Below are 25,953 nucleotides of genomic sequence, written 5' to 3' on the forward strand. Positions count from 1 at the left end.
AAAAATGATGGGGTGACTGGGTTTTTATGAACGAACAATATTCCGCGTTGCGTAGTAATGTCAGTATGCTCGGCAAAGTGCTGGGAGATACCATCAAGGATGCGCTGGGAGAGAATATTCTCGACCGCGTTGAAACCATCCGTAAGCTGTCTAAATCCTCCCGAGCAGGAAACGAGGCCAATCGTCAGGAACTGCTTACCACCTTACAGAACCTGTCAAATGATGAGCTGCTGCCTGTTGCCCGAGCCTTCAGTCAGTTTCTGAACCTGGCAAATACCGCCGAGCAATATCACAGCATTTCGCCAAAAGGCGAAGCTGCCAGCAACCCGGAAGTCATTGCCCACACGCTCAGAAAACTCAAAGACCAGCCAGACCTCAACGAAGCGACGATCAAAAAAGCGGTTGAATCTCTTTCTCTGGAGCTGGTTTTGACCGCCCACCCAACTGAAATCACCCGCCGCACGCTGATCCACAAAATGGTGGAAGTGAACAACTGCCTGAAGCAGTTGGATAACAAAGACATTGCGGACTATGAACGTAACCAGCTGATGCGCCGTCTGCGTCAGCTCATTGCCCAGTCCTGGCACACCGACGAAATTCGTAAGCATCGCCCTAGCCCGGTTGATGAAGCGAAATGGGGCTTTGCGGTGGTGGAAAACAGCCTGTGGGAAGGTGTACCTAACTACCTGCGCGAACTGAATGAACAGTTGGAAGAAAACCTCGGCTACCGTCTGCCGGTAGACTTTGTTCCAGTCCGCTTCACCTCATGGATGGGAGGTGACCGCGACGGCAACCCGAATGTAACCGCTGAAATCACTCGCCACGTGTTACTGCTGAGTCGCTGGAAAGCGACGGACCTGTTCCTGAAAGATATTCAGGTGCTGATTTCCGAGTTGTCGATGGTGGAAGCAACGCCTGAACTACGCGAGCTGGCTGGCGAAGAAGGTGCGAGCGAGCCATACCGTTATCTGATGAAAAAACTGCGTGGTCAGTTAATGGCGACGCAGGCCTGGCTCGAAGCCCGTCTGAAAGGCCAGCGCCTGCCAAAACCAGAAGGTCTTCTGAGCCAAAACGAACAACTCTGGGATCCGCTTTACGCTTGTTATAAGTCTCTTCAGGCCTGCGGCATGGGCATCATCGCTAATGGTGAGCTGCTCGACACTCTGCGTCGCGTGAAGTGTTTTGGCGTACCACTGGTGCGCATTGATGTGCGTCAGGAAAGCACTCGCCACACCGAAGCGCTGGGCGAACTGACTCGCTACCTCGGCATCGGCGACTATGAAAGCTGGTCAGAAGCCGACAAACAAGCCTTCCTGATCCGCGAACTGAACTCCAAACGTCCTCTGCTCCCACGCAACTGGGAACCCAGCAATGAAACCCGCGAAGTGCTCAACACCTGTAAAGCGATCGTTGATGCACCGAAAGGATCGGTTGCCGCCTACGTGATCTCCATGGCGAAAACCCCTTCCGACGTGCTGGCCGTTCATCTGCTTCTGAAAGAAGCGGGTATTGGCTATGCCCTTCCAGTTGCTCCACTATTTGAAACCCTTGATGACCTGAACAACGCCAACGATGTGATGACGCAGTTGCTGAACATCGACTGGTATCGCGGCTTTATTCAGGGCAAACAGATGGTAATGATTGGCTATTCCGACTCCGCAAAAGATGCGGGCGTAATGGCAGCATCCTGGGCGCAATATCAGGCGCAAGACGCACTGATCAAAACCTGCGAGAAAGCCGGTATTGAACTGACGCTGTTCCACGGTCGCGGAGGCTCGATTGGTCGTGGCGGTGCGCCTGCTCACGCCGCACTGCTCTCCCAACCGCCGGGTAGCCTGAAAGGCGGGCTTCGCGTAACCGAACAAGGCGAGATGATCCGCTTTAAATACGGCTTGCCTGAAGTCACTATCAGCAGCCTGTCGCTGTACACCAGCGCGATTCTGGAAGCGAACCTGCTGCCGCCGCCTGAGCCGAAAGCATCCTGGTGTCATATCATGGATGAGCTGTCTGATATCTCCTGTGAACTGTACCGTGGCTACGTTCGCGAAAACAAAGATTTCGTGCCTTATTTCCGCTCGGCAACGCCTGAACAGGAACTGGGTAAACTGCCGCTAGGTTCACGCCCGGCCAAACGCCGCCCAACCGGTGGCGTCGAGTCTCTGCGTGCCATCCCGTGGATCTTCGCCTGGACGCAAAACCGTTTGATGCTGCCAGCCTGGCTGGGTGCTGGCGCTGCACTGCAAAAAGTGGTGGCGGATGGCAAACAGAGCGAACTGGAAACCATGTGTCGCGACTGGCCTTTCTTCTCCACACGTCTTGGCATGCTGGAGATGGTGTTCTCAAAAGCCGATCTGTGGCTGGCAGAGTACTACGATCAGCGCCTGGTAAAACCAGAGCTATGGGCGCTGGGGAAAGAGCTGCGTGAACTGCTGGAAGGTGACATTAAAGTGGTCCTGGATATCGCCAACGACTCACATCTGATGGAAGATTTACCGTGGATTGCCGAGTCCATCCAGTTACGTAACATCTATACCGACCCGCTGAACGTTTTGCAGGCTGAGTTGTTGCACCGCTCCCGTCTGGCAGAGGAAGAAGGCAAAGAGCCTGATCCTCGCGTAGAACAAGCGTTAATGGTGACGATTGCAGGTGTTGCCGCAGGTATGCGTAATACCGGCTAATCACTTTTCAGCGCTCATCAGGCCACACGATGTGTGGCCTTTTTTTATGCTTACAGGTAAGGTTTCTCTTTGGAAAACGTGGAAGGGAGCGCCATGCAGCAAGATATCAGCCAGATCCTGACAGACCTCATCAATGGGGCATTGCCCCTGCATCAGGTCTATTTTGCAAATGCCGCCACTCCTGCACCAGAGCTCGCGCTACAGGTCGATTTTCCCCGGCTGGAAATTGTGCTGGAAGGTGTTGTCGAAGACAGTGCCTCGTCGGCCTTACAAAAAAATGATGTTCTGTATGTTCCCGCCGGAGGCTGGAATCACCCTCAATGGAAAAACCCTGCAACGACGCTGAGTATTCTTTTTGGTAAACAACAGCTGGGCTTTAGCCTTCTGCACTGGGATGGCGTCGCTTTCCGCAATCTGGCGAAACAACACGTTGCACGACGTGGCCCCCGCATTGGCTCATTCCTGCTGCAAACTCTTCATGAAATGCAAATGCAGCCTCATGAACAGCAAACGGCGCGTCTTATCGTCGCCAGTTTAATCAGCCACTGCATCGATCTCCTTGGCAGCCAGATTCAGACCGCATCGCGCAGTCAGGCACTGTTTGAGGCTATTCGTGTCTATATTGATGAACATTATGCCGCCCCTCTCACCAGGGAATCTGTCGCCCAGGCGTTTTACATCTCACCGAATTATCTTTCGCACCTTTTCCAGAAAACTGGCGCTGTAGGTTTTAATGAATATCTGACCCACACCCGGCTGGAGCACGCGCGTCAGTTATTGAAAGGATATGATTTAAAAGTGAAAGAAGTGGCGCACGCCTGCGGATTTGTCGACAGTAACTATTTCTGCCGATTATTTCGTAAGAATACGGAGCGTTCACCGTCGGAATATCGCCGGCAGTATCACAGCCAGCTCACCGGAAAACCTGCTACTCCACAATGACGTGAGTGTGCTGCGGCGCGGTTAATACTTTGCGCACCGCACTCATCACCTTTTGCGGGTCGCGTAAAAAGGCGTTGATACCACACTTCACAGAGCGAGAATGTTCAAAGCGTTCACTTCCTGCCAGTTCAATGTCAGTGATAAGTAACACGACATCGGCGCGTCGAATGTCGCCATCAGTCAGCTCATTTTCGATACCTAACGCGCCCTGCGTTTCAATGTGAACGCTCCATTTCTCTTGCTGACAGAGCTTTTCAAGCCTTTCAGCGGCCATATAAGTATGCGCAACACCGCTTACACATGCGGTAACAGCCACCAGATGACGCCCTGTTATCACTGTCATTTTCACCCCCCTATGGTGACACTGAATCCTGCACGTTCAGCCATAAGACGCATCGCCGCAACATCATCTTCTGTTGGAGGAACAACCTGTTGCATCGTCCATTGCTGCCCCAGCAGGCGATACTTCGGCTCACCGTACTGATGAAAAGGTAATAAATGCAACTGCCTTATTCCGGTTGGTATCAGAAACGCCAGAACTTGCATCATATTTGCTTCACTCAGTGTATAGCCTGGTATCAGCGGCACACGCGGGATCACGTTCACGCCTTCAGCCACCAGTTGCCGCATATTCTCCAGCACTCTGGGTAAATTCATCGCGATGATCGAATTCGCCTGATCTGGGTCCATCATCTTAAGATCAAAAAGCACTTCATCACACTGGCGTGCCAAGGGTAATAAGCGGGACAAGGGCGCATCACCTGCAGTCTCTATCGCGGTATGCAGACCATAACGGCGCAATCGTTGTAGCAACCGCGTCGCAAATGGGGCTTGCATCAGCACTTCTCCCCCAGACAATGTCACTCCACCGCCCGATGAGCGGAAGAAAACATCGTCTTTCATCACTTCATATTCAAGCTCATCCAGAGTGATATCCCGCCCAATACGCTCAAATGCACCGGACGGGCACTCATCCGCATCGCGAAGGCATGTTGCACAATGCAGACATTTGCTTTCCCTGCGAACAGTCTCAATCTTAGGGGAGATCGATTCGGGATTAGCACACCATGGGCATTTGTGTGGACAGCCTTTAAAAAAAACCACCGTACGGATACCCTGTCCGTCGTTCAGGGAATAGCGCTGAATGTTGAAAATACGCGCCACATCGGCGCGTGTATCAATCACTTCACAGCTGATGCGCGGTGCGGCGAATAATGTCATCCTGGATCTCCTTTGACAGCTCAACAAAGAAGGCGCTGTACCCGGCAACACGGACCACCAGCCCGGCGAAATCCTGCGGACGCTGCTGTGCTTCTCGCAGCGTATCGGCATTCACTACGTTGAACTGGACATGCTGTAATTTGAGCTGAGTAAATGCACGCAGAAAATCGGCCAATTTCTGTAGCCCTGCATCACCTTCCAGCGTCGCAGGCGTGAATTTCACGTTCAATAATGTGCCATTGGACAAAAGATAGTTATCCAGTTTACTGACCGATTTCAGCACCGCCGTTGGCCCTTGCATGTCCTGTCCAAGCATCGGCGAAAGCCCACCATCAGCTAGCTGTTCGCCAGCAAACCGACCATCCGGTGTCGCACCGACAACCGCACCGAGCGGAACATGGGCCGACACGGTGTAAGATCCCGGCGTAAACTGTCCACCGCGCGGGTTACGATATTTCTCGACCTCTTTGCAGTAATGTCTCAGCAATTCAGCACTGATATTGTCAACATCGTCGATATCATTACCGTATTTTTCGAAGCGGTTGATCAATCGTGCACGCACTTTTTCACCTTCAGGAGTGGCAAAGTTTGCTTTTAACACTGCCAGTAACTCATCGAAACTTAAGCGCTGCTGCTCAAACACCAGCCCTTTTAAAGCGTGTAACGAGTCACTCAGGTTCGCAATCCCAATGCCCTGGACACCAGAGAAGTTGTAGCGCGCCCCACCTTCCGTGATGTCTTTCCCTTCTTCCAGACAATCGCTGATGAAGGAAGAGAGCAGTGGAACTGGAGCCCAGTCACGGTGGCCGATATCACAGATATTGCTGCCTTCAACCATCAACGCGATGTAATAATTAATTTTGTTGCGAATATGCTCAAGCAGTCCTTCATAATTAAGTTCAGAATTGCCTTCGTTCTCCTGCATGGCAATTTCCATCACTTTCAGCAGGTTGAACATGGCGATATCGTGAAGACCATAGGTTTTGCCTGGAATGGAGAGTTCAACGCAACCGACAACCGCGTAGTCGCGTGCGTCTTCCAGTGACACCCCACGGTTCAGAAACGCCGGAACAACCACCTCGTCGTTGAAAATCTGCGGAATGCCCGTTCCCAGACGAATGGTCTCTGCGGTCTTAAGCAGGAAAGGTCTATCAATAAGCTCATTTATCCGAACGCCAAGGTTGGGCTGCGGAAGTTGCACGTTTTGATAAGCGTCCAGACACAAGAATGAAAGCACGTTTACCGCACTACGCCCACTCTCTGTAAGCCCGCCCAACAAAGCCGTGTAACCGGTCGGGAAACCGGCAAAATAACGTGCGCTACTGGTAGAGCGCAACAGGACCACGTCGTTGCATTTCACCCATAACGACTCCAGTAACTCTTTCAGGAACCCGGCATCTTCTCCCTGAGTCAGAGACGCCTGATAAAACGGCAGCATATACTGATCAAACCGCCCAATAGAGAGCGAACTGGCATTGGATTCGTACTGCAAAATGACATTCATGTACCAGAAAAGCTGGCATGCCTGCCAGAACGTTTGTGGCTTATATTGCGCGTTATGGCGTGAGTTTTCTGCAATCTGGAGCAGTTCTTCGCGTCGGGATGAATTGCTCAGCACAGCCATCTCTTCCGCCAGCACCGCATAACGCAGAATGTGGCGCTGAGATGCCTCAAGCAGAAGCAGTGCTGCCGCGTAAAACATATTGTGTGGATCGCGTTCGCAGTGCTCACGCATTTCCGCCACCAGCCCACCCAAACCGTTGTTCAGGAGTCGCGGGTAATCGATGATGATATGCCCCTGCCCTTTATCCGTCTGGTTGACACTAAAAATTTGTGTCCCTACGGCGGCCTTCACATCGTCCGTCATCTGACTATTGATGAAATCCTTCATGGACCGCTTTTCCCAATAGGGATAAAGCACCTCGCGATACGTCCGCTTATCTTCTTCGCTGATCTCAAAACGGTCCTGTGGACGCGTGGAGAATTGATCCAGCTCTTTAAGCAACCAGTACGGATCCATTTCTGGGGACATGATTCCCGCACGTGGCTTAACGGTACGGTTTCCGGCAATCAGTTCCTCATCACGAATCGCAATATTGACATGGTCAAGAATGTACGCTGTGGCTTTTGCGCGGCGAAGAATAACAGGCTCACCTTCCGTCTGTTGATGGCTTGCCGTGTAAAGCAGTGCACGTTCAAGCGAGATGTCGCGCGGGTTTGCAAACAGTGCGTCTTTTAAACGCTGGGTACGATTCGTCATGGGGAACTCCTGTAACAGAAAACAAACCCGCCCCGAAGGGCGGGAGGACATCAGGCGGTTTGCGCCAGGTGGGCATCAATTTTGTTCATGATGGCGTCGGCACGTTTTACCGCATCGCTGATGTTGACGCGTACGATGGTTTTTCCGGTAAAGCGCTCTTCGAATTTAATGCCGATATCTTTGGTCAGAATAACCATATCCGCAGCGGCGATATCTTCAGCGGTCAGTTCGTTTTCAAGGCCAATCGACCCTTGCGTCTCCACTTTTACCTCCCAGCCTTTCGCTTTTGCGGCGCTTTCAAGCGCTTCGGCTGCCATATAGGTATGCGCAACACCTGACGGACATGCTGTTACAGCGATAATTCGGGCCATGTTCTCTTCCTCAATCAGTTAATTTCGAAATCCAGATCCAGGTCATCCTCTTTTTCCTCGACCTGTTTCGTATTCTTGCGAGCAATACTTTTCAGCACATTGACGCTAATCGCCGTCACCACCGCCCCCACGGCAACCGCGGCGAGATAACCCAACTTACCTTCTACAACAGGCAGAACAATCAGTCCTCCCCATCCGGCATAACACTGTGCACCCAGCATTGCCGCCGTTACCGCACCACAAGCCGATCCCAGCATGATGGAAGGAATGACGCGCAGAGGATCAGCAGCGGCAAACGGAATCGCCCCTTCAGTGACACCCACACACCCCATCACCAGCGCGGCTTTACCCGCTTCACGTTCTTCGCCAGTAAAATTCTTACGGTTAATCAGTGTGGCCAGGCCTAACCCCAGCGGCGGAACACAGATACCCACTGCGGCAATGGCCACAACGGTGTAGACGCCCTGAGCCACGCAGATCAGCATGAAGGCATAGGCAACTTTGTTAATTGGCCCCCCCATATCGAAGGCCAGCATGAGCCCCATAATGACTGCCAGCACCACAATGCTTCCCTGCTGCATCCCTTGCAGCCATTGGGTCAGCCCGGTGGTCAGCGCACCAACAGGTTCGCCTAATCCCCACATCATGATTCCGGCGGTGATGAAGGTCCCAATGATGGGAATGATGAAAATAGGCATGACAGAGCGAAGTACTTTGGGCACTGGCAATTTCTTCAGGTAATAAACAACGATTCCCCCCAGAATTCCGGCGATAATCGCTCCAAAGAAACCTGCGCCAAAGCTGTTCCCGACCCATGCGGCTATAGCACAAGGGGCCAACGCAGCACGTTCAGCAATCGAATACCCGATATAAGCAGCAAGGAAAGGAACCATCAGCGTTAACCCTGCGACACCGAGATCGAAGAGTTTTTTCAGATTAGGATCCGTTGCGGCATCCGGTACAGCACCCTTGCCGTACAACATGACCGATACCGCCAGCAAAATGCCACCCGCAACGACGAAAGGGATCATGTGCGACACCCCTGTCATCAGATGCTGCCGCGTGTTCTTGAGAATATGCACCAACTCTTTCATATGTCGCTCCCGGACAATATCCGTAAAGATGTTGTGGCAAACAATAGGCAATCAGACTCAAAGCTGACAGTGGATAAAAAGGCCATTTACTGGATTTTTGTAATGTACGAATGAAAATGCGATCCGCTTCGAAATTTCCCTACCGCTAGCCATTAAGCGAAGGATTACAACATGTGAGTGAAATCCCACTTTTCACCGAACATTACATTTATCCAGTTTTTGGCAGATTTATCACATAGCGCATTCCGTCACCACGCTCGTATGCTTTCCCCAATGAATGACTATTGGTTTCAGGAGTGTCGTTATGCCTCTGGTAGTGGAATTTATCTGTGAATTACCCAACGGTGTTCACGCTCGTCCGGCAAGTTACGTGGAAACGTTGTGCAATACGTTTGTCTCTCACATTGAGTGGCACAACCTGCGTACTGATCGCAAAGGCAACGCCAAGAGTGCACTTGCACTCATTGGTACAGATACGTTGGCCGGCGATACCTGCCGTCTTTTGATTCACGGTGAAGATGAACAGAGCGCACATGCGCAACTGGAACAGTGGCTTAAAGAAGAATTTCCACACTGTGATACACCGCTTACTGAGGTGATCAACAGCGAGCTTGACCCCCTTCCTGAATCCCTCACACGCCTCAACCCCACTCTGTTCCGCGCCCTACCCGTTTGCAGCGGAAGTGCTCAAGGCATACTGACGTTACTGACCTCACTGGATCTGAACGCACTGCCCAACTTACCTGAGGCGGGAAGTGCAGAAGAAGAGCAGTCGGCACTCGACAAGGGCTTAATCCTGCTGGTGAAAAACATTGAGTTACGCGCACTGGATAGCGACAGCACCGCCAGTGCCATCCTTGACGCGCACCGTTCACTGGCGACAGATACCTCTCTTCGCCAGCACCTTCTTTCCGGGGTAAACCAGGGGCTCAGTTGCGCGCAGGCCACTATTGCAACGGCCAACCATTTTTGCGACGAATTCTCCCGCTCAAGCAGCAGCTACTTACAGGAGCGCGTGTTAGATGTCCGCGATGTTTGCTATCAGCTTCTCCAGCAAATCTATGGCGAAGAGCGTTTCCCTGCTCCGGGCCAACTGACACAGCCAACCGTATGTCTGGCCGATGACCTTACGCCAGGCCAGTTCCTCGAGCTCGATAAAACCCTACTCAAAGGGTTGTTGTTAAAAAGCGGCGGCACAACTTCCCACACCGTTATTCTTGCTCGCTCTTTTAACATCCCAACGCTGGTCGGTGTTGACAGTGAAAGCCTGCTCCAGTGGCGCAATCAGCCCGTATTTGTCGATGGTAATGCCGGCGCAGTGGTGGTTAACGCCAGCGAAGCCGTAGGGCGTTACTACCAACAAGAAGCATGGGTTCAGGAAGCGATACGCCAGCAGCAAAGTATCTGGCTGGATCGCGAGGCTCGCACATCTGACGGGTTACGCATTGAGATTGCCGCAAACATTGCACATGCGGTAGAAGCACAAACAGCTTTCGGTAATGGCGCTGAAGGCGTTGGCCTGTTCCGTACCGAAATGCTCTATATGGACCGCGCCAGCGCACCTTGTGAAAATGAACTGTACAACATTTTCTGCCAGGCACTCGACTGCGCAAACGGGCACAGCATTATTGTTCGTACGATGGATATCGGCGGCGATAAACCTGTGGATTATCTGAATATCCCGGCAGAGAACAACCCATTTTTGGGCTACCGCGCGGTACGTATTTATGAAGAGTATTCTGCACTTTTCACCACTCAACTCAGAGCGATCCTTCGCGCATCAGCGCATGGTAGCCTGAAGATCATGATCCCAATGATCTCCTCAATGGAGGAGATTCTGTGGGTTAAAGAAAAACTCGCCGAGGCGAAGCAACAGCTGCGTGCCGAACATATTCCCTTCGAAGAGACCATCCCGCTCGGCATTATGCTGGAAGTACCTTCGGTGATGTTCATCATCGATCAGTGCTGCGAAGAGATTGATTTCTTTAGCATCGGCAGTAACGACCTGACGCAGTACCTGCTGGCAGTTGACCGTGATAACGCCAAGGTTACGCGCCACTACAACAGCCTGAACCCGGCATTTTTACGCGCACTGGACTATGCCGTACAAGCCGTACATCGCCAGGGAAAATGGATTGGTCTTTGTGGTGAACTGGGTGCGAAAGGTTCAGTACTGCCACTGCTGGTTGGTCTGGGGTTGGACGAACTGAGCATGGGGTCGCCTTCCATCCCGGCGACAAAAGCGCGCCTGGCACAGCTTGATAGCCGCGCCTGCCGCCAGTTGTTGAACCAGGCGATGGCGTGTCGCACTTCGCTTGAAGTGGAGCATCTGCTTGCACAATTCCGCATGAATCAGCAGGACACACCGCTGGTAACACCGAAGTGCATTTCGCTGGATAATGACTGGAACAGTAAAGAAGAGGTCATGAAAGGCATGACCGACAACCTGCTGCTGGCAGGTCGATGCCGTTATCCCCGCAAACTCGAAGCTGACCTCTGGGCACGCGAGGCCGTTTTCTCAACCGGCCTCGGCTTCAGTTTTGCCATCCCGCACAGCAAATCTGAACATATTGAACAGTCCACTATCAGCGTTGCGCGCCTGAAAGCCCCCGTCCAGTGGGGTGATGAAGAAGCGCAATTCATCATCATGCTCACGCTGAACAAGCATGCCGCAGGCGATCAACATATGCGTATTTTCTCTCGCCTGGCTCGCCGCATCATGCATGAAGATTTTCGCAGCACGCTGGTCAACGCTAGCTCTGCTGAGGCAATCGCCACCCTGCTGCAACGTGAATTAGAACTGTAAAACGAGGAAGAGTGATGGAATTGTATCTGGATACCGCCAACGTAGCAGAAGTCGAACGCCTGGCTCGCATTTTTCCGATTGCGGGTGTAACCACTAACCCAAGCATTGTGGCTGCCAGCCGAGAGTCCATCTGGGACGTATTACCACGCCTGCAAAAAGCCATTGGGCCTGAAGGCATTCTGTTTGCTCAAACCATGAGCCGCGACGCGGAAGGCATGGTGGCTGAAGCCAAACGCCTGAACAACGCCGTGCCGGATATTGTGGTTAAAATCCCGGTAACAGCTCAGGGGCTTATCGCGATTAAAACGCTGAAGAAAGAAGGTATTACCACACTGGGAACGGCTGTTTATAGCGCAGCACAAGGTTTGCTGGCTGCACTGGCAGGGGCAAAATATGTCGCGCCGTATGTTAATCGCGTCGATGCGCAAGGCGGTGACGGTATTCGTATGGTGCAAGAGCTGCAATCACTGCTGGAACTTCACGCGCCAGAAAGCAAGGTGTTGGCCGCCAGCTTCAAGACTCCCCGTCAGGCGCTTGACTGTCTGCTCGCTGGATGTGAGGCAATCACACTTCCTTTAGATGTAGCGCAACAAATGCTCGGGACTCCGGCGGTAGAGTCAGCAATAGAGAAGTTCGAGCAAGACTGGAAAAACGCGTTTGGTAACCTCAACCTCTAAGGGAGATATGTTATGGACCGTATCATTCAATCGCCAGGAAAATATATCCAGGGTGCTGATGCTCTCACTCGCCTCGGCGACTATCTGAAACCACTGGCAAAACGCTGGCTGGTTGTGGGCGATAAATTTGTTCTGGGCTTTGCAGAAGAGACATTACGGAAAAGTTTCAAGGAAGCAGATCTTCACGTTGAAATTGCACCCTTTGGGGGCGAATGTTCACAAAATGAAATCGATCGTCTGAGAAAACTGGCAGACAGTGCAGACTGCATGGCCGTGCTGGGAATTGGCGGCGGCAAAACGCTTGATACCGCAAAAGCACTGGCGCACTTTATGGACGTTCCCGTTGCCATTGCGCCGACGATTGCCTCAACCGACGCGCCATGCAGCGCCCTTTCCGTTATTTACACCGACAATGGCGAGTTTGATCGCTACCTGATGCTGCCGCATAACCCAAACATGGTGATTGTCGATACCAAAGTGGTTGCGGGTGCGCCAGCACGTCTGTTGGCTGCCGGGATTGGTGATGCACTGGCGACATGGTTCGAAGCCCGAGCCTGCTCGCGTAGCGGAGCGACCACGATGGCGGGTGGTAAATGCACCCAGGCTGCATTAGCCCTTGCTGAGCTGTGTTACAACACCCTGGTTGAAGAGGGTGAAAAAGCAATGCTGGCAGCGGAGCAGCACGTAGTCACTCCTGCGCTTGAACGCATAATCGAAGCCAATACGTATCTGAGCGGTGTAGGCTTTGAAAGTGGTGGCCTGGCTGCCGCACACGCTATTCATAACGGTATGACCGCCATCCCGGATGCACACCATTTCTATCATGGTGAGAAAGTCGCATTTGGCACGCTCACTCAGTTGGTTCTGGAAAATGCACCTGTTGAAGAGATAGAGACGGTTGCTGCACTTTGCCACAGCGTGGGCCTGCCTATTACTCTGGCACAGCTAAATATCAAAGAGGATATCCCGGCGAAAATGCGCCTGGTTGCAGAGGCTTCCTGCGCTGAAGGTGAAACCATTCACAATATGCCAGGTGGAGCATCAGCGGATCAGGTTTATGCCGCGTTACTGGTCGCTGATCAGTACGGCCAGCGTTTTTTGCATGAGTGGGAATAAGCTGCTCGATAATAAAAAACCCCGCATCGGCGGGGTTTTTTATGAGCATCAATTACTGCAGATCGAAACGGTCGAGGTTCATGACTTTCACCCATGCCGCGACGAAGTCTCTGACAAACTTCTCGCTGGCATCGCTGCTGGCATAAACTTCGGCCAGAGCACGCAGCACAGCGTTAGAACCAAACACCAGGTCAGCACGCGTTGCCGTGTGTTTCACTTCACCGCTCAGACGATCGCGCCCTTCGAACAGCTCTGCGGACTCATCCGTTGCTTTCCACTCGTTGCGCATATCCAGCAGATTCTCGAAGAAATCATTGCTGAGGACACCCACACGATCGGTAAAGACACCGTTCTGGCTACCGTCAAAGTTAGCGCCCAGAACACGTAACCCACCGACCAACACAGTCAGCTCTGGCGCGGTCAGGGTCAGTTGCTGCGCTTTATCAATCAACAGAGATTCTGTGGTTGATGCATCAACCTGCGCACGATAGTTACGGAAACCATCGGCAATCGGTTCAAGCAGGTTAAACATCTCGATATCCGTTTGATCCTGCCGTGCATCCACACGACCTGGCGTAAACGGTACGTTGACGTAAACACCAGCAGCTTTTGCCGCTTGCTCAACACCGACGACACCCGCCAGCACAATAATATCAGCCAGTGAGGCTTTATTGGTGGTGCGCTGAATAGCTTCCAGAGCCGGTAATGCACGAATCGCAGCCGCATTCACATCCCAGTCGCGTTGTGGAGCCAGGGCCAGACGCGCGCCGTTAGCGCCACCACGTTTATCACCGCCACGGAAAGTCGAAGCCGATGCCCAGGCCACAGAGACCAGTTCGCTCACTGACAAACCGGATGCAGCAATCTCCGCCTTCAGGTTATCGATATCCTCTTTTGAAGGATTGAACACAGCCTGCGGCAGCGGGTCCTGCCAAATCAGATCTTCTTTTGGAACTTCCGGGCCAATGTAACGTGCTTTTGGTCCCATATCGCGGTGCGTCAGCTTGAACCATGCACGGGCAAAGGCCTCGTTAAATGCTTGCGGATCGTTCAGGAAGCGACGGGAAATCTTCTCGAAATCAGGGTCAAAACGCAGCGTCAGGTCGGTAACCAGCATGGTCGGCTTGCGTTTTTTCGATGGATCGAACGGGTCAGGAATCAGGTCTGGTGCATCAATGGCTTCGAACTGGATAGCACCAGCCGGGCTGCGCGTTTGTACCCACTCATATTTGAACAGGTTTTCGAAGAAGTAGTTACTCCACTGGGTCGGGGTTTGCGTCCAGACCACTTCCAGACCAGAGGTAATGGCATCCGCGCCGACACCGCTGCCGTAAGTGCTTGCCCAGCCCAGGCCCTGAGACTCAATGGGTGCAGCTTCCGGGTCAGCGCCTACATGAGTCGCTTCGCCAGCACCGTGTGTTTTACCCAGTGTGTGACCGCCCGCAATCAACGCGACCGTCTCTTCATCGTCCATCCCCATATTGCCAAAGGTGGCACGGATAGCCGCCGCCGCAGACAGAGGTTCACCGCTGGCATTGGGTCCTTCCGGGTTGACGTAAATCAGGCCCATTTCGGTTGCGGCTAATGGTCGTTTGGCCAGAGCTTCAGGATCACGATGCGCCAGCCAGGCTTTTTCATCACCCCAGTTTACGTCCAGATCAGGTTCCCAGACGTCTTCACGCCCCGCGCCAAAGCCAAACGTACGGAAGCCTGAGTTTTCAAGCGCGACGTTGCCCGCCAGGATAAACAAATCAGCCCAGGAAATTTTCTGGCCATATTTCTGCTTGATAGGCCACAACAGACGGCGGGCTTTATCGAGGCTTACGTTATCCGGCCAGGAGTTCAGCGGCGCAAAACGCTGTTGACCGCGTCCTGCACCACCGCGCCCATCAATGGAGCGATAAGTACCAGCACCGTGCCAGGCCATGCGAATAAACAGGCCCGCATAGCTGCCCCAGTCGGCAGGCCACCACGGTTGAGAGTCGGTTAAGAGTGCTTTGAGATCGCCCTTCAGGGCAGAGTAATCGAGTTTGCTGAATTCTTTGCGATAGTCGAAGTCTTCACCCAATGGGTTAGAACGACTGGAATGCTGATTAAGAAGATCTACACGGAGTTGTTTTGGCCACCAGTCGCTGCTTGTTGTACCTGCTCCTGCGCTCTGATCGTGGCCGCCCTGATGAAAAGGACATTTGCCGGTAGATGACGTGTTGTTGGTATCGTCTGACATGCTCTTGTGCTCCCTTTACAGTGTTACCGTTACGATATATGCCCTTATTGATAAGGTATAGTTGAGATAACCCACAGATTCGATAGTTAATTCCGTTTAATTTCACATGGAAAATATGTGACTTTTGTACGTCAAAGGCAGCATCGCTGAAATGGCAGGAAAATAAAACCCTTATAAATCAAAAAACCCTCCGAAGAGGGCTTTATTCTTACACGCCAGGTCGAACGCCGAGCGTGTGGCAAATGGCGTAACTCATCTCCGCGCGGTTCAGTGTATAGAAGTGGAAATCCTTCACTCCTTCACGACTTAAAATCTTCACCATGTCCATCGCGATATTCGCCCCCACCAGCTTGCGTGTTTCTGGGTCATCCTCCAGCCCTTCGTACATTTTAGACATCCACAGAGGAATGCGCACGTTGGTCATATCGGCGAATTTTTTAGCCTGTTTAAAGTTAGAGACCGGCAGAATGCCTGGAATAATTTCAACATCGATACCGGCAGAGACACAGCGGTCACGAAAACGCAGATAACTTTCCACATCAAAGAAGAACTGCGTGATCGCGCGGTTTGCACCCGCATCCACTTTACGTCTCAGGTTGAGCAGATCCGCCTGCGCGCTTTTTGCTTCCGGGTGAACTTCAGGATATGCAGCGACCGAAATATCAAAATCGCCCACTTCTTTCAGCAACGCCACCAAATCCGTTGCGTACATCTCAGGCTTTCCGCTGCCAGGAGGCAGGTCACCGCGCAAGGCAACAATATGGCGAATGCCGCTGTCCCAGTAATCCTGAGCAATTGCCCGTAACTCGTCACGGGTTGCATCAATACAGGTCAGGTGAGGGGCAGCTTCAAGACCCGTACGATCTTTAATGCCTTTGATGATGCTGTGCGTACGGTCACGTTCACCCGAGTTGGCTCCGTAGGTTACGGAGACGAATTTAGGCTTCAGGCTGCTCAGGCGATCGATAGAGCTCCACAGGGTTTGCTCCATTTCACTGGTGCGCGGCGGGAAAAATTCAAAAGAGACGTTAATCTGGCCGTTTACTTCGGCCAGGCTCTGATTCAGGGCTTCCCGCTGGTTGGCGTGAAAAAAGCTCATACCTTACCTCATCAATCGCGTGTCATTGTTTGTTGTGTTTCGAACTTCTATACGTTTAGACGTCCAGATGTAAAAATGACGGAAAAGCGGGATGGCGTCAACAGAAATAATCACCAATAACAGTGAGGATTGCTCAGGGAAGATGAGGAACGTTCATGATGGTGGGTGGGTGCAGTCTGTCCACCCGCCCTCAAGTCCTCTCCCTCAGAAAGAGGGAGAAAACCATCCTATCTTCGTAAGGGAGAGGAAAAAGAAAGGGTTACAGCAGGTTAGCCAAACGGTTGATGTCGGACTGGATTGCACCAGCAGTAACATCACGCCCCGCCCCTGGGCCACGGATAACCAGCGGATTATCACGATACCAACGGCTTTCGATGGCGAAAACATTATCGCACGGGAGTAGCGCCGCTAACGGATGTTCCGGGCGGACCGCTTCCACACCAACTCGCGCCTTACCATTGGCATCAAAACGCGCGACATAGCGCAGCACCAGACCCATTTCACGCGCAGCTTCCAGGCGTTGTACCATCTGATCGTTCAGCTCTTCGCCATTTTCAAAGAAGTGATCAACCGACCCCTCCTCGCAACCGGCCGGAACCAGCGATTCAACACGCACCTGGCCGGGTTCAATGTCGTAGCCCGCCTCACGAGCCAGAATCACAAGCTTACGCATGACATCTTTACCGGAAAGGTCAACGCGTGGGTCTGGTTCAGTCAGCCCTTGCTGCCATGCCTGGTCCACCAGATCGGTGAACGGCACAGTACCGTCGAACTGCAGGAACAGCCAGGAAAGCGTACCAGAGAAGATACCGCTGATTGCCAGAATGCTGTCACCGCTATCAATCAAATCCCGTACGGTATGGTTGACCGGCAGCCCCGCACCGACCGTCGCGTTATAGAGCCAATGACGCCCGGTTTTTTCAAACGCGTCGTGGATCTGACGATATTTGTCCGTACTGCTGGCCCCAGCCAGTTTATTGGCGCTAATCACGTGGAAACCATGGCTGGCGAAGTCCAGGTACTGATCGGCAAGCTGTTCGCTGGCAGTAACATCAAGCACCACCAGATCATCGTACGGATGCGCACGCATCCACAGGAACAGTGACTCTTCATCCTGTTCAACCGCTTCATCATTAAAGAAGGCAAGCGCACGGCTGGCGTCCAATCCTTCGTAGTTCAGCAGGCTACGGCGGCTATCCACAACACCTGCCAGTACAAATTCAAAACCGGTACGTGCCGACAAAGTAATTTGCTCACGCGCAAACAGTTCCAGCCAGCGAGAGCCAATGTTACCTTTACCGAAAAGCACCAGCCCGATACGTTTTTCAGCACGGAACAGTGTGGTATGCAGACCCTGAATCAGGCTCTCCGTCGGACCTTTACGCAGAACAGCCACCAGGCTAATGCCCTCTTCCGACTGCCAGGTAAACTCCACCGGCTGGCCTTTCAACTGCTGCCAGAAACGGTGACAGTGCAGTGGGTTACGGGTGACACCTGCCCCCACCATCGCCACCAGCGCCAACCCCTGACGCAGACGAAGCTCACCCGGTAACCCCGCTTCATCCAGGATTTTCAGGGCGCTATCAGCCACTTCGGCGGTGTAGCAGAATTGCAGCAACTGGCGGTCATTGTGCACCCCGACAGCCAGCGGACGGACCTGAGCACGTTTCAGGATCGTGTCGACATCCTTATGCGCCAGTTTGAAATCCTGGCCCGCAGGCACGTGAAACTCAATCAGACAGATATCATCGTGGCTGGTGACAATGCGTGCGCCAGTACCGGAGGCCAGCACTCGCTCAATACGCGTGGAACCTTGATCCGGCGTGTAGCTACAGCGTAATTGCAGGTCGATATCACTGCCCGAAACAGGTTGCAGCGTACGGGCGTGCAGGACCGGCGCAGCCAGGCGCGCCAGTTCGCTGGCTTCGTCCAGACGCAGTAACGGCAGCAAGCAAGCATCTTTGACCTTGCGCGGGTCAGCGCTATAAACCCCCGCCACATCACTCCAGATGGTGACGCGTGAAACACCTGCCAGCGCACCAATTTGCGTTGCTGAGTAGTCAGAACCGTTACGCCCCAACAGCACCGTTTCACCGGCGTTACTGCGGCTAATAAATCCCGTGACCACAATGCGTTTACCCGGATGCTGAACCAGGAGTTGTTGCAGCAAGGGATAAGATAAGCCTTCATCCACCTGCGGTTGTGCGGCACGTTCAGCGCGCAGGAAATCACGCGCGTCCAGCCATGCAGCTTCCAGCCCTTGCTGTTGCAGGACAGCCGCCATCAGGCGTGCAGACCACACCTCACCATGCCCCACAACTTCGGCATAGACCGCATCGGTGATCCCGCTATCCAGCAGTGCTGCCAGACGCTCAAGATCGTGGATAAAAGCGCTGATCAGGCCGTCAGCTACATCGGCTGGTAGCAAACCGGCAATCAGTTCGCTCTGATAACGGCGTAATGACTGTTGAACCTGATGCGCAGAAAGGCGATCGGTCTGACTTAATTTCAGCCAGCTAATCAACTGGTTGGTGGTGCTGCCAGCCGCAGAGACAACCATCATGTCCCCCGGCTGAGAATACTCTGTCATGATCCCCGCGACACGCAGGTAACACTTCACATCAGCAAGACTACTACCACCAAACTTGTGCAGTTGGCGACCCTTCGCCCCTGCCTGCGCTATCACACTCATGATTACCCCTTGGCTGCGACCTGGAAGCCATTTTCCAGATCGGCAATTAAATCTTCAGAATCTTCAATACCGGTTGAGATACGCAGCAGCGTCTCAGAAATCCCGGCGGCGGCACGTGCTTCTGGTGCCATACCTGCGTGTGTCATGGTCGCGGCGTGGGAGATCAAGCTTTCGACCCCGCCTAACGATTCTGCCAGCGTAAACAATGACAACCCGCTCAGGAAACGACGTAGTGTTTGCTCATCGCCATCCAGTTCAAAACTTAACATTGCGCCAAAACCCTTTTGTTGACGCGCGGCAATCTCGTGCCCCTGATTCTCCGGCAACGACGGGTGATACAGCTTTTTCACCAGCGGCTGTGTTTGCAGGAAATCAACAATCGCCTGAGCATTGCGCTGTGCCACTTCCATACGAGGCGAAAGTGTACGAATTCCGCGTAACAGTAGATAGCTGTCGAACGCACTCGCGGTCACGCCAATGTTATTGGCCCACCATGCCAGTTCGGTGACAACATCCGGATCTTTCGCAATCACCACACCTGCGACCACATCAGAGTGACCGTTTAGATATTTAGTGCATGAATGCAATACCAGATCCGCACCCAGTGCCAGCGGGTTCTGAAGGGCCGGACTGAGGAACGTATTATCCACTACACTTATCGCTCCCGCATCCCTTGCGAGCTGACAAATTTTCGCAATATCGACAACGCGCAGCAACGGATTGCTTGGACTTTCCACTAAAACCAGCTTCGGTTTCTCTGCCAATGCCTGTTTCAGTGCCTGTTCGTCGTTTTGATCAACAAACAACACGCGATAACACCCGCGTTTTGCCAGGCTATCGAACAGACGGTAACTGCCGCCATAACAGTCGTGTGGCGCAACCAGCAAATCGCCAGGTTTCAGGAAGACCGTAGTCACCAGATGAATAGCCGACATCCCGGTGTTGGTTAGCACCGCACCCGCACCACCTTCCAGCTCAGCCAGCGCCCGCTGGGTGACATCACGCGTAGGGTTGCCACGACGCGAATAGTCATGTGCGCGGGGTTCATTAAATCCGGTGAAGTTATAGGTACTGGAAAGATGAATCGGCGGGACAACACAGCCGTATTGCTCGTCATCATTCAATCCGCTACGCACTGCGATGGTGGCCTGTTTACGCGTCATGGTGAAGGCTTCCTGGCTAATTAGGGGAAAAGTTAGCCATCAGAGTAAACATTGAAAGTATGGACGTCAATACATCTGGACATCTAAACTTCTTTGCGTATAGATTGAGCAATGCGCAAATAGCCGTTAAAATTATATGCTTTAGTGCACGCTGCAGCGGCAATATTCGTGCCACGGTATCGTCTCTACGGTAAACTACGTAAGATTACGGTTCAAAACCCCTGAGTACACGCGGCTTTGCACCTTTAGATTAATGACAGAGAGGATTAAAGGTATCTCATGGCTGAATGGAGCGGCGAATATATCAGCCCATACGCTGAGCACGGTAAGAAGAGTGAGCAAGTAAAGAAAATTACGGTATCCATTCCTCTGAAGGTGTTAAAGATCCTCACCGATGAACGTACGCGTCGTCAGGTGAACAACCTGCGCCACGCAACCAACAGCGAACTGCTGTGCGAAGCGTTTCTGCATGCGTTTACCGGTCAACCGTTGCCTAACGATGAAGATCTGCGCAAAGAGCGCAGTGATGAAATTCCGGAAGAGGCGAAGGTGATCATGCGTGAACTGGGTATCGACCCAGATACGTGGGAATACTGATGTGCAGATGCAAAAAAAGCGCCTTTCGGCGCTTTTTTTTCGGGGTGCTTATTTAGCGCCCGGGATGCTGAAACGCTTGTTGAAGCGGTCAACACGGCCACCGGTTGCAACATCACGCTGCTTACCAGTGTAGAACGGGTGGCACTGGCCGCACACGTCCAGGTTCAGATCGTGACCCACAGTAGAGCGGATTTGGATCGCGTTACCGCAAGAACAGTTTGCAGTAATCATTTCGTATTTCGGGTGAATATCTTTTTTCATGGGAGAACCTCAGTTAAGGCCGCGTCGCTCTTCCAGCCCTAACGCCAGACACCACGCGATGTTAATAGTATAGGCTTTGACACAGCATAAAGCGCATCAAAGGCGGCGAATCATACAGAATTTGACCACCGTATGCAAACTGATCCGCACGCCACCAGAGACTAATGTGTATACTAACGCGCCACTTTTCAAGTCAGGAAGATTCGATGCCCGTCGCCCACGTTGCCCTGCCCGTTCCGCTTCCGCGAACCTTTGACTACCTGCTGCCTGACAGCATGAATGCCAAAGCAGGCTGTCGCGTGACTGTGCCCTTTGGCAAACAGCAGCGCGTAGGGATCGTCGTGGCGGTGAGTGATAAAAGTGAACTGCCCCTCAACGAACTGAAATGTGTTGTCGACGTACTGGACAACGAACCGGTATTTTCGATGAGCGTCTGGCGGCTCCTGCTGTGGGCGGCAGATTACTACCATCACCCAATTGGCGATGTGCTCTTTCACGCGCTTCCGATTTTACTGCGTCAGGGCAAAGACGCCAGCCATGCACCAATGTGGTACTGGTTTGCCACCGAACAGGGGCAAGCGGTAGACATTAACAGCCTGAAACGTTCGCCAAAACAGCAACAGGCCCTGGCTGCACTTCGTCAGGGACGCGTATGGCGTCACCAGGTTGAAGCTCTGGACTTTAATGACGCAGCACTTCAGGCACTGCGTAAAAAAGGTCTGAGTGAACTGGCAAGCGAAGCACCGGCACTTCAGGACTGGCGCAACAGCTTTGCCGTGCCGGGTGAACGCCTGCGGCTTAACACTGAACAGGCCACCGCCGTGGGCGCAATCCATAGCGCATCGGATCATTTTTCCGCCTGGCTTCTGGCGGGAGTGACCGGTTCAGGTAAAACCGAAGTCTATCTTAGCGTTCTGGAAAATGTGCTCGCCCAGGGTAAACAAGCTCTGGTTATGGTTCCGGAAATCGGTCTGACACCGCAAACTATCGCCCGTTTTCGCGAACGCTTTAACGCGCCCGTTGAAGTACTGCACTCGGGTTTAAACGACAGCGAACGCCTCAGCGCCTGGCTCAAAGCTAAAAATGGCGAAGCGGCTATCGTGATAGGCACGCGTTCGTCGCTGTTTACGCCGTTCAAAAATCTGGGTGTCATCGTTATAGATGAAGAGCACGACAGCTCATATAAACAACAAGAAGGCTGGCGCTACCACGCACGTGATCTTGCCGTTTACCGCGCCCACAGTGAACAAATCCCGATTATCCTCGGTTCAGCCACACCAGCCCTGGAAACGCTGCACAATGTGCGCCAGCGGAAATACCACATGTTGCGCCTGACCCGCCGCGCCGGGAATGCACGCCCGGCCATTCAGCATGTGTTGGATCTGAAAGGTCAGCAGGTACAAGCCGGGCTAGCCCCTGCATTGATCGCCAGAATGCGCCAGCATTTGCAGGCGAATAACCAGGTAATTTTGTTCCTTAACCGACGCGGATTTGCACCGGCACTGCTGTGCCACGACTGTGGCTGGACAGCAGAATGCCCACGTTGCGACCATTACTATACGTTGCATCAGGCACAACGTCATTTGCGCTGCCACCACTGTGACAGCCAGCGCCCGGTTCCTCGCCAGTGTCCATCATGCGGATCAACGCATCTGGTTCCGGTCGGACTGGGTACTGAGCAACTGGAACAGTCCCTGGCGCCTTTTTTCCCCGACGTGCCAATCTCGCGTATCGACCGTGATACCACCAGCCGCAAAGGGGCACTGGAACAACAGCTGGCCGAAGTCCATCGCGGCGGAGCACGCATTCTGATTGGTACGCAGATGCTGGCAAAAGGACATCACTTCCCGGATGTTACTTTGGTGGCCCTGCTGGATGTTGATGGCGCATTATTCTCAGCCGATTTCCGTTCTGCAGAACGCTTTGCACAGCTTTATACTCAGGTCGCCGGACGTGCGGGACGAGCAGGAAAACAGGGCGAAGTGGTTCTGCAAACGCACCACCCGGAACATCCGTTGCTGCAAACCCTGTTGCATAAGGGCTATGACGAATTTGCTGAGCAGGCGCTCGCAGAACGCCAGACAATGCAACTGCCCCCCTGGACCAGCCACGTCATTATCCGCGCCGAAGATCATAACAATCAGCAAGCGCCGCTTTTTCTGCAACAGTTGCGTAATCTGCTACAAGCCAGCCCTCTGGTCGATAATCAGCTGTGGGTTTTGGGGCCAGTACCGGCACTCGCGCCAAAACGGGGTGGCCGTTTTCGCTGGCAAATTTTACTCCAGCATCCTTCCCGTATCCGTTTGCAACATATCGTCAGCGGAACGCTGGCATTGATCAATACGCTGCCAGAAGCACGCAAGGTAAAGTGGGTTCTCGACGTCGATCCGATTGAAGGCTAATGAGTGATGCGAGATGGATCGAAAAAATTTAACGAACCTCACACTTTTTATGAAAATTCTGTAACCGCTTCCATAAACTATCTGTAAAAATGAAGACGTCAGAAGTTCGGTGGTTAGGCGAGGAGAAGACGTTGAAGTCCAGGAAAGAGGTTGCGACAGCGACCATGAAAGACGTTGCCGAGAAAGCACAAGTTTCGACGGCAACCGTGTCCCGCGCATTAATGAATCCGGACAAAGTCTCCCAGGCAACCCGTAACCGGGTGGAACAGGCGGCGCTGGAAGTCGGTTATTTCCCTCAGGCTATGGGACGTAACGTGAAGCGCAATGAATCGCGAACGATTCTGGTGATTGTACCGGACATCTGCGATCCCTTTTTCAGCGAAATTATCCGTGGTATCGAAGTCACGGCGGCTGAACAAGGTTATCTGGTACTGATTGGTGATTGCGCTCACCAGAACCAGCAGGAAAAGACCTTTATCGATCTCATTATCACTAAACAGATCGACGGCATGCTGTTGCTCGGCTCTCGTCTGCCCTTTGATGCCAGCATTGAAGAACAACGCAATTTACCGCCGATGGTCATGGCCAACGAATTTGCCCCTGAACTGGAACTGCCCACCGTCCATATCGATAACCTGACGGCTGCATTTAACGCCGTAAACTATCTCCAGGAACTGGGACACAAACGTATCGGTTGTATTGCCGGGCCTGAAGAGATGCCCTTATGCCATTACCGCTTACAGGGGTATGTTCAGGCGTTGCGCCGCACCGGAGCAACCGTCAATCCGCACTATATCGCACGCGGTAATTTCACCTTCGAAGCAGGCGGACTGGCGCTGGAAAAATTGCTGGCATTACCCGAACCTCCTACCGCCGTGTTCTGCCACAGTGACGTGATGGCATTAGGAGCATTGTCCTATGCCAAACGTCGCGGACTGCGCGTACCAAAAGATTTGTCGATTATTGGTTTTGATAATATTTCATTATCGGAATTTTGCGATCCACCTCTCTCAACTGTCGCACAACCTCGCTATGACATTGGCCGTGAAGCTATGCTTTTGCTGCTGGATCAACTGCATGGTCAAACGGTTAGCAGCGGATCACGTCTGCTGGACTGCGAATTGATCGTTCGCGGTTCGACCCAGGCATTGACTTAAAGTAAATGTCTTTAGGACACCCTTATCTGGTCAAAGCCCCGCCGCTTAAGTAACATGGCGGGCTGACGAACGAATAAATACAGCGAAACGATAGTGGCACAACGAGATTATGTACGTCGCGGCCAGCCGGCACCTTCGCGACGCAAAAAGAGTAGTTCACGGAGCAAGCAACGTAGCCTGTCTGCTGTCTCACCAGCAATGGTCGCTATTGCCGCGGCTGTACTGGTGGCCTTTATTGGTGGGCTTTACTTTATCACCCATCATAAAAAAGAAGATTCTGAGGCGCTTCAGGGTAATAAAGTGGCCGGAAATGGCTTACCGCCAAAACCTGAAGAGCGCTGGCGTTATATTAAAGAGCTGGAAAGCCGACAGCCTGGCGTTCGCGCGCCGACTGAACCGTCTGCCGGTGGTGAAGTCGTAAACCCGAATCAGTTGACCGATGAGCAACGTCAGTTGCTGGCACAAATGCAGGCCGATATGCGCCAGCAACCCACGCAACTGAACGAAGTTCCGTGGAATGAACAAACGCCAGAGCAGCGCCAGCAAACGTTACAGCGTCGTCAGGCTCAGCAACAGATTCAACAGCAGCAATGGGCGCAAACCCAGCCGGTGCAGCAACCCCGTACGCAACCGCGCGTAACGGAACAGCCATACCAGCAGCCGCAACAGCAGCAAGTTCGTACAGCGCAGACCCAGCCTGTTTCGCAGCCGCCAAAAGCACAGCCGCAGAAACAAACTGCTCAGGCGCAGCCGTATCAGGATCTGTTGCAAACGCCTGCACACACCACCGCGCAGCAGCCAAAAACGCAACCTGCCGCACCGGTTACGCACGAGACAGAAGCACCGAAACAAACCGCAGAGAAAAAAGACGAACGTCGCTGGATGGTACAGTGTGGTTCGTTTAAAGGCGCTGACCAGGCAGAGACCGTACGTGCGCAATTAGCTTTCGAAGGGTTTGATTCACGCATTACCACCAATAACGGCTGGAATCGCGTCGTGATTGGTCCGGTCAAAGGCAAAGAAAATGCAGACGGCACAATATCCCGTCTGAAGATGGCAGGTCACACAAACTGCATTCGTCTCGCCTCTGGGGGTTGAAACCCCCAAAATCCCCCCCATCTATCATTCTATTCAGCCCTGAGCACTGGCTCAGGGCCCTTATTCCGAATATGTAACCAGGGGGTCTGCTC

Annotated in this window: 19 protein-coding genes; 9 read left to right on the plus strand and 10 right to left on the minus strand. The window is 52.9% G+C overall.

The window, feature by feature from the left end; all coding sequences use genetic code 11:
• Window positions 1-26 precede the first annotated feature (26 nt).
• The gene (gene ppc, locus HV346_RS22595; RefSeq protein ID WP_181621456.1) at window positions 27-2,678 is read left to right on the plus strand and encodes a phosphoenolpyruvate carboxylase; all 2,652 of its coding nucleotides are present in this window, start codon (window positions 27-29) and stop codon (window positions 2,676-2,678) included.
• A 93-nt stretch (window positions 2,679-2,771) separates the two neighbouring features.
• Window positions 2,772-3,620 (plus strand): AraC family transcriptional regulator, encoded by an 849-nt coding sequence (locus tag HV346_RS22600; protein ID WP_181621458.1) that lies wholly within the window; start codon window positions 2,772-2,774, stop codon window positions 3,618-3,620.
• Here the strand turns inward: HV346_RS22600 and HV346_RS22605 are convergent.
• Genes HV346_RS22605 through HV346_RS22625 form a run of 5 tightly spaced genes read right to left on the minus strand, consistent with a single transcriptional unit; the run spans window position 3,607 to window position 8,566 of the window.
• Entirely contained in the window at window positions 3,607-3,963 is a 357-nt protein-coding gene (locus HV346_RS22605) for a PTS fructose-like transporter subunit IIB (protein WP_181621459.1), read from the minus strand. The genes HV346_RS22600 and HV346_RS22605 overlap by 14 nt on opposite strands.
• Before the next feature lie 2 nt (window positions 3,964-3,965).
• A complete protein-coding gene (locus HV346_RS22610; protein WP_181621461.1) occupies window positions 3,966-4,841 on the minus strand; it encodes a [formate-C-acetyltransferase]-activating enzyme in 876 nt (291 codons plus the stop codon).
• Complete coding sequence (locus tag HV346_RS22615; RefSeq protein WP_181621462.1) at window positions 4,807-7,101, minus strand: formate C-acetyltransferase; 2,295 nt, start codon at window positions 7,099-7,101, stop codon at window positions 4,807-4,809. Before HV346_RS22615 ends, HV346_RS22610 begins: the two co-directional genes overlap by 35 nt.
• Before the next feature lie 50 nt (window positions 7,102-7,151).
• The gene (locus tag HV346_RS22620; RefSeq protein ID WP_181621464.1) at window positions 7,152-7,472 is read right to left on the minus strand and encodes a PTS fructose-like transporter subunit IIB; all 321 of its coding nucleotides are present in this window, start codon (window positions 7,470-7,472) and stop codon (window positions 7,152-7,154) included.
• Between the two features lie 14 nt (window positions 7,473-7,486).
• Window positions 7,487-8,566: a PTS fructose transporter subunit EIIC gene (locus tag HV346_RS22625; protein ID WP_181621465.1), complete on the minus strand. Its 1,080-nt coding sequence runs from the start codon at window positions 8,564-8,566 to the stop codon at window positions 7,487-7,489.
• Between the two features lie 304 nt (window positions 8,567-8,870).
• Here HV346_RS22625 and ptsP point away from each other — a divergent pair, with 304 nt between their 5' ends.
• Genes ptsP through HV346_RS22640 form a run of 3 tightly spaced genes read left to right on the plus strand, consistent with a single transcriptional unit; the run spans window position 8,871 to window position 13,165 of the window.
• Window positions 8,871-11,372: a phosphoenolpyruvate--protein phosphotransferase gene (ptsP, locus tag HV346_RS22630; RefSeq protein WP_181621466.1), complete on the plus strand. Its 2,502-nt coding sequence runs from the start codon at window positions 8,871-8,873 to the stop codon at window positions 11,370-11,372.
• A gap of 14 nt (window positions 11,373-11,386) precedes the next feature.
• Entirely contained in the window at window positions 11,387-12,049 is a 663-nt protein-coding gene (fsa, locus tag HV346_RS22635; protein WP_181621467.1) for a fructose-6-phosphate aldolase, read from the plus strand.
• Between the two features lie 12 nt (window positions 12,050-12,061).
• Window positions 12,062-13,165 carry a glycerol dehydrogenase gene (locus HV346_RS22640; protein WP_181621468.1) on the plus strand — a complete coding sequence of 368 codons (1,104 nt, stop codon included), beginning with the start codon at window positions 12,062-12,064 and terminating at the stop codon, window positions 13,163-13,165.
• Between the two features lie 52 nt (window positions 13,166-13,217).
• Here HV346_RS22640 and katG read toward each other — a convergent pair whose 3' ends face one another.
• The 4 genes from katG to metB form a co-directional block, all read right to left on the minus strand.
• On the minus strand, window positions 13,218-15,392 hold the full coding sequence (gene katG, locus HV346_RS22645; RefSeq protein WP_181621469.1) for a catalase/peroxidase HPI: 2,175 nt from the start codon (window positions 15,390-15,392) through the stop codon (window positions 13,218-13,220).
• Window positions 15,393-15,600: 208 nt separating this feature from the next.
• Entirely contained in the window at window positions 15,601-16,491 is an 891-nt protein-coding gene (metF, locus tag HV346_RS22650) for a methylenetetrahydrofolate reductase (protein ID WP_181621470.1), read from the minus strand.
• Window positions 16,492-16,750: 259 nt separating this feature from the next.
• Window positions 16,751-19,183 carry a bifunctional aspartate kinase/homoserine dehydrogenase II gene (locus tag HV346_RS22655; protein ID WP_181621471.1) on the minus strand — a complete coding sequence of 811 codons (2,433 nt, stop codon included), beginning with the start codon at window positions 19,181-19,183 and terminating at the stop codon, window positions 16,751-16,753.
• 2 nt (window positions 19,184-19,185) lie between these two features.
• On the minus strand, window positions 19,186-20,346 hold the full coding sequence (gene metB / locus HV346_RS22660) for a cystathionine gamma-synthase (RefSeq protein ID WP_181621473.1): 1,161 nt from the start codon (window positions 20,344-20,346) through the stop codon (window positions 19,186-19,188).
• A 279-nt stretch (window positions 20,347-20,625) separates the two neighbouring features.
• Here metB and metJ point away from each other — a divergent pair, with 279 nt between their 5' ends.
• Window positions 20,626-20,943: a met regulon transcriptional regulator MetJ gene (gene metJ / locus HV346_RS22665; RefSeq protein ID WP_007369220.1), complete on the plus strand. Its 318-nt coding sequence runs from the start codon at window positions 20,626-20,628 to the stop codon at window positions 20,941-20,943.
• Between the two features lie 48 nt (window positions 20,944-20,991).
• Here the strand turns inward: metJ and rpmE are convergent, their stop codons facing one another.
• The gene (gene rpmE / locus HV346_RS22670; RefSeq protein ID WP_181621474.1) at window positions 20,992-21,204 is read right to left on the minus strand and encodes a 50S ribosomal protein L31; all 213 of its coding nucleotides are present in this window, start codon (window positions 21,202-21,204) and stop codon (window positions 20,992-20,994) included.
• A 206-nt stretch (window positions 21,205-21,410) separates the two neighbouring features.
• Here rpmE and priA point away from each other — a divergent pair, with 206 nt between their 5' ends.
• From priA to ftsN, 3 genes are all read left to right on the plus strand, one after another.
• Window positions 21,411-23,606 carry a primosomal protein N' gene (priA, locus tag HV346_RS22675; protein ID WP_181621475.1) on the plus strand — a complete coding sequence of 732 codons (2,196 nt, stop codon included), beginning with the start codon at window positions 21,411-21,413 and terminating at the stop codon, window positions 23,604-23,606.
• A 131-nt stretch (window positions 23,607-23,737) separates the two neighbouring features.
• Window positions 23,738-24,763, plus strand: a complete 1,026-nt coding sequence (gene cytR / locus HV346_RS22680; protein ID WP_181621476.1) for a DNA-binding transcriptional regulator CytR — start codon at window positions 23,738-23,740, stop codon at window positions 24,761-24,763.
• 93 nt (window positions 24,764-24,856) lie between these two features.
• Window positions 24,857-25,861, plus strand: a complete 1,005-nt coding sequence (ftsN, locus tag HV346_RS22685) for a cell division protein FtsN (RefSeq protein WP_181621477.1) — start codon at window positions 24,857-24,859, stop codon at window positions 25,859-25,861.
• The last annotated feature ends 92 nt before the right edge of the window (window positions 25,862-25,953 follow it).

It is taken from the genome of Enterobacter sp. RHBSTW-00994 (assembly GCF_013782625.1).
Classification (GTDB): domain Bacteria; phylum Pseudomonadota; class Gammaproteobacteria; order Enterobacterales; family Enterobacteriaceae; genus Enterobacter.

Excerpts from the sequence above, each read along its gene's own strand:
- HV346_RS22620 (WP_181621464.1), bottom strand. The coding sequence starts at position 7,472 with ATGGCCCGAATTATCGCTGTAACAGCATGTCCGTCAGGTGTTGCGCAT.
- fsa (WP_181621467.1), top strand. The coding sequence starts at position 11,387 with ATGGAATTGTATCTGGATACCGCCAACGTAGCAGAAGTCGAACGCCTG.
- metF (WP_181621470.1), bottom strand. The coding sequence starts at position 16,491 with ATGAGCTTTTTTCACGCCAACCAGCGGGAAGCCCTGAATCAGAGCCTG.
- ptsP (WP_181621466.1), top strand. The coding sequence starts at position 8,871 with ATGCCTCTGGTAGTGGAATTTATCTGTGAATTACCCAACGGTGTTCAC.
- katG (WP_181621469.1), bottom strand. The coding sequence starts at position 15,392 with ATGTCAGACGATACCAACAACACGTCATCTACCGGCAAATGTCCTTTT.
- rpmE (WP_181621474.1), bottom strand. The coding sequence starts at position 21,204 with ATGAAAAAAGATATTCACCCGAAATACGAAATGATTACTGCAAACTGT.
- HV346_RS22610 (WP_181621461.1), bottom strand. The coding sequence starts at position 4,841 with ATGACATTATTCGCCGCACCGCGCATCAGCTGTGAAGTGATTGATACA.
- metB (WP_181621473.1), bottom strand. The coding sequence starts at position 20,346 with ATGACGCGTAAACAGGCCACCATCGCAGTGCGTAGCGGATTGAATGAT.
- HV346_RS22640 (WP_181621468.1), top strand. The coding sequence starts at position 12,062 with ATGGACCGTATCATTCAATCGCCAGGAAAATATATCCAGGGTGCTGAT.
- priA (WP_181621475.1), top strand. The coding sequence starts at position 21,411 with ATGCCCGTCGCCCACGTTGCCCTGCCCGTTCCGCTTCCGCGAACCTTT.
- HV346_RS22625 (WP_181621465.1), bottom strand. The coding sequence starts at position 8,566 with ATGAAAGAGTTGGTGCATATTCTCAAGAACACGCGGCAGCATCTGATG.
- HV346_RS22655 (WP_181621471.1), bottom strand. The coding sequence starts at position 19,183 with ATGAGTGTGATAGCGCAGGCAGGGGCGAAGGGTCGCCAACTGCACAAG.
- HV346_RS22600 (WP_181621458.1), top strand. The coding sequence starts at position 2,772 with ATGCAGCAAGATATCAGCCAGATCCTGACAGACCTCATCAATGGGGCA.
- HV346_RS22605 (WP_181621459.1), bottom strand. The coding sequence starts at position 3,963 with ATGACAGTGATAACAGGGCGTCATCTGGTGGCTGTTACCGCATGTGTA.
- metJ (WP_007369220.1), top strand. The coding sequence starts at position 20,626 with ATGGCTGAATGGAGCGGCGAATATATCAGCCCATACGCTGAGCACGGT.
- ppc (WP_181621456.1), top strand. The coding sequence starts at position 27 with ATGAACGAACAATATTCCGCGTTGCGTAGTAATGTCAGTATGCTCGGC.
- HV346_RS22615 (WP_181621462.1), bottom strand. The coding sequence starts at position 7,101 with ATGACGAATCGTACCCAGCGTTTAAAAGACGCACTGTTTGCAAACCCG.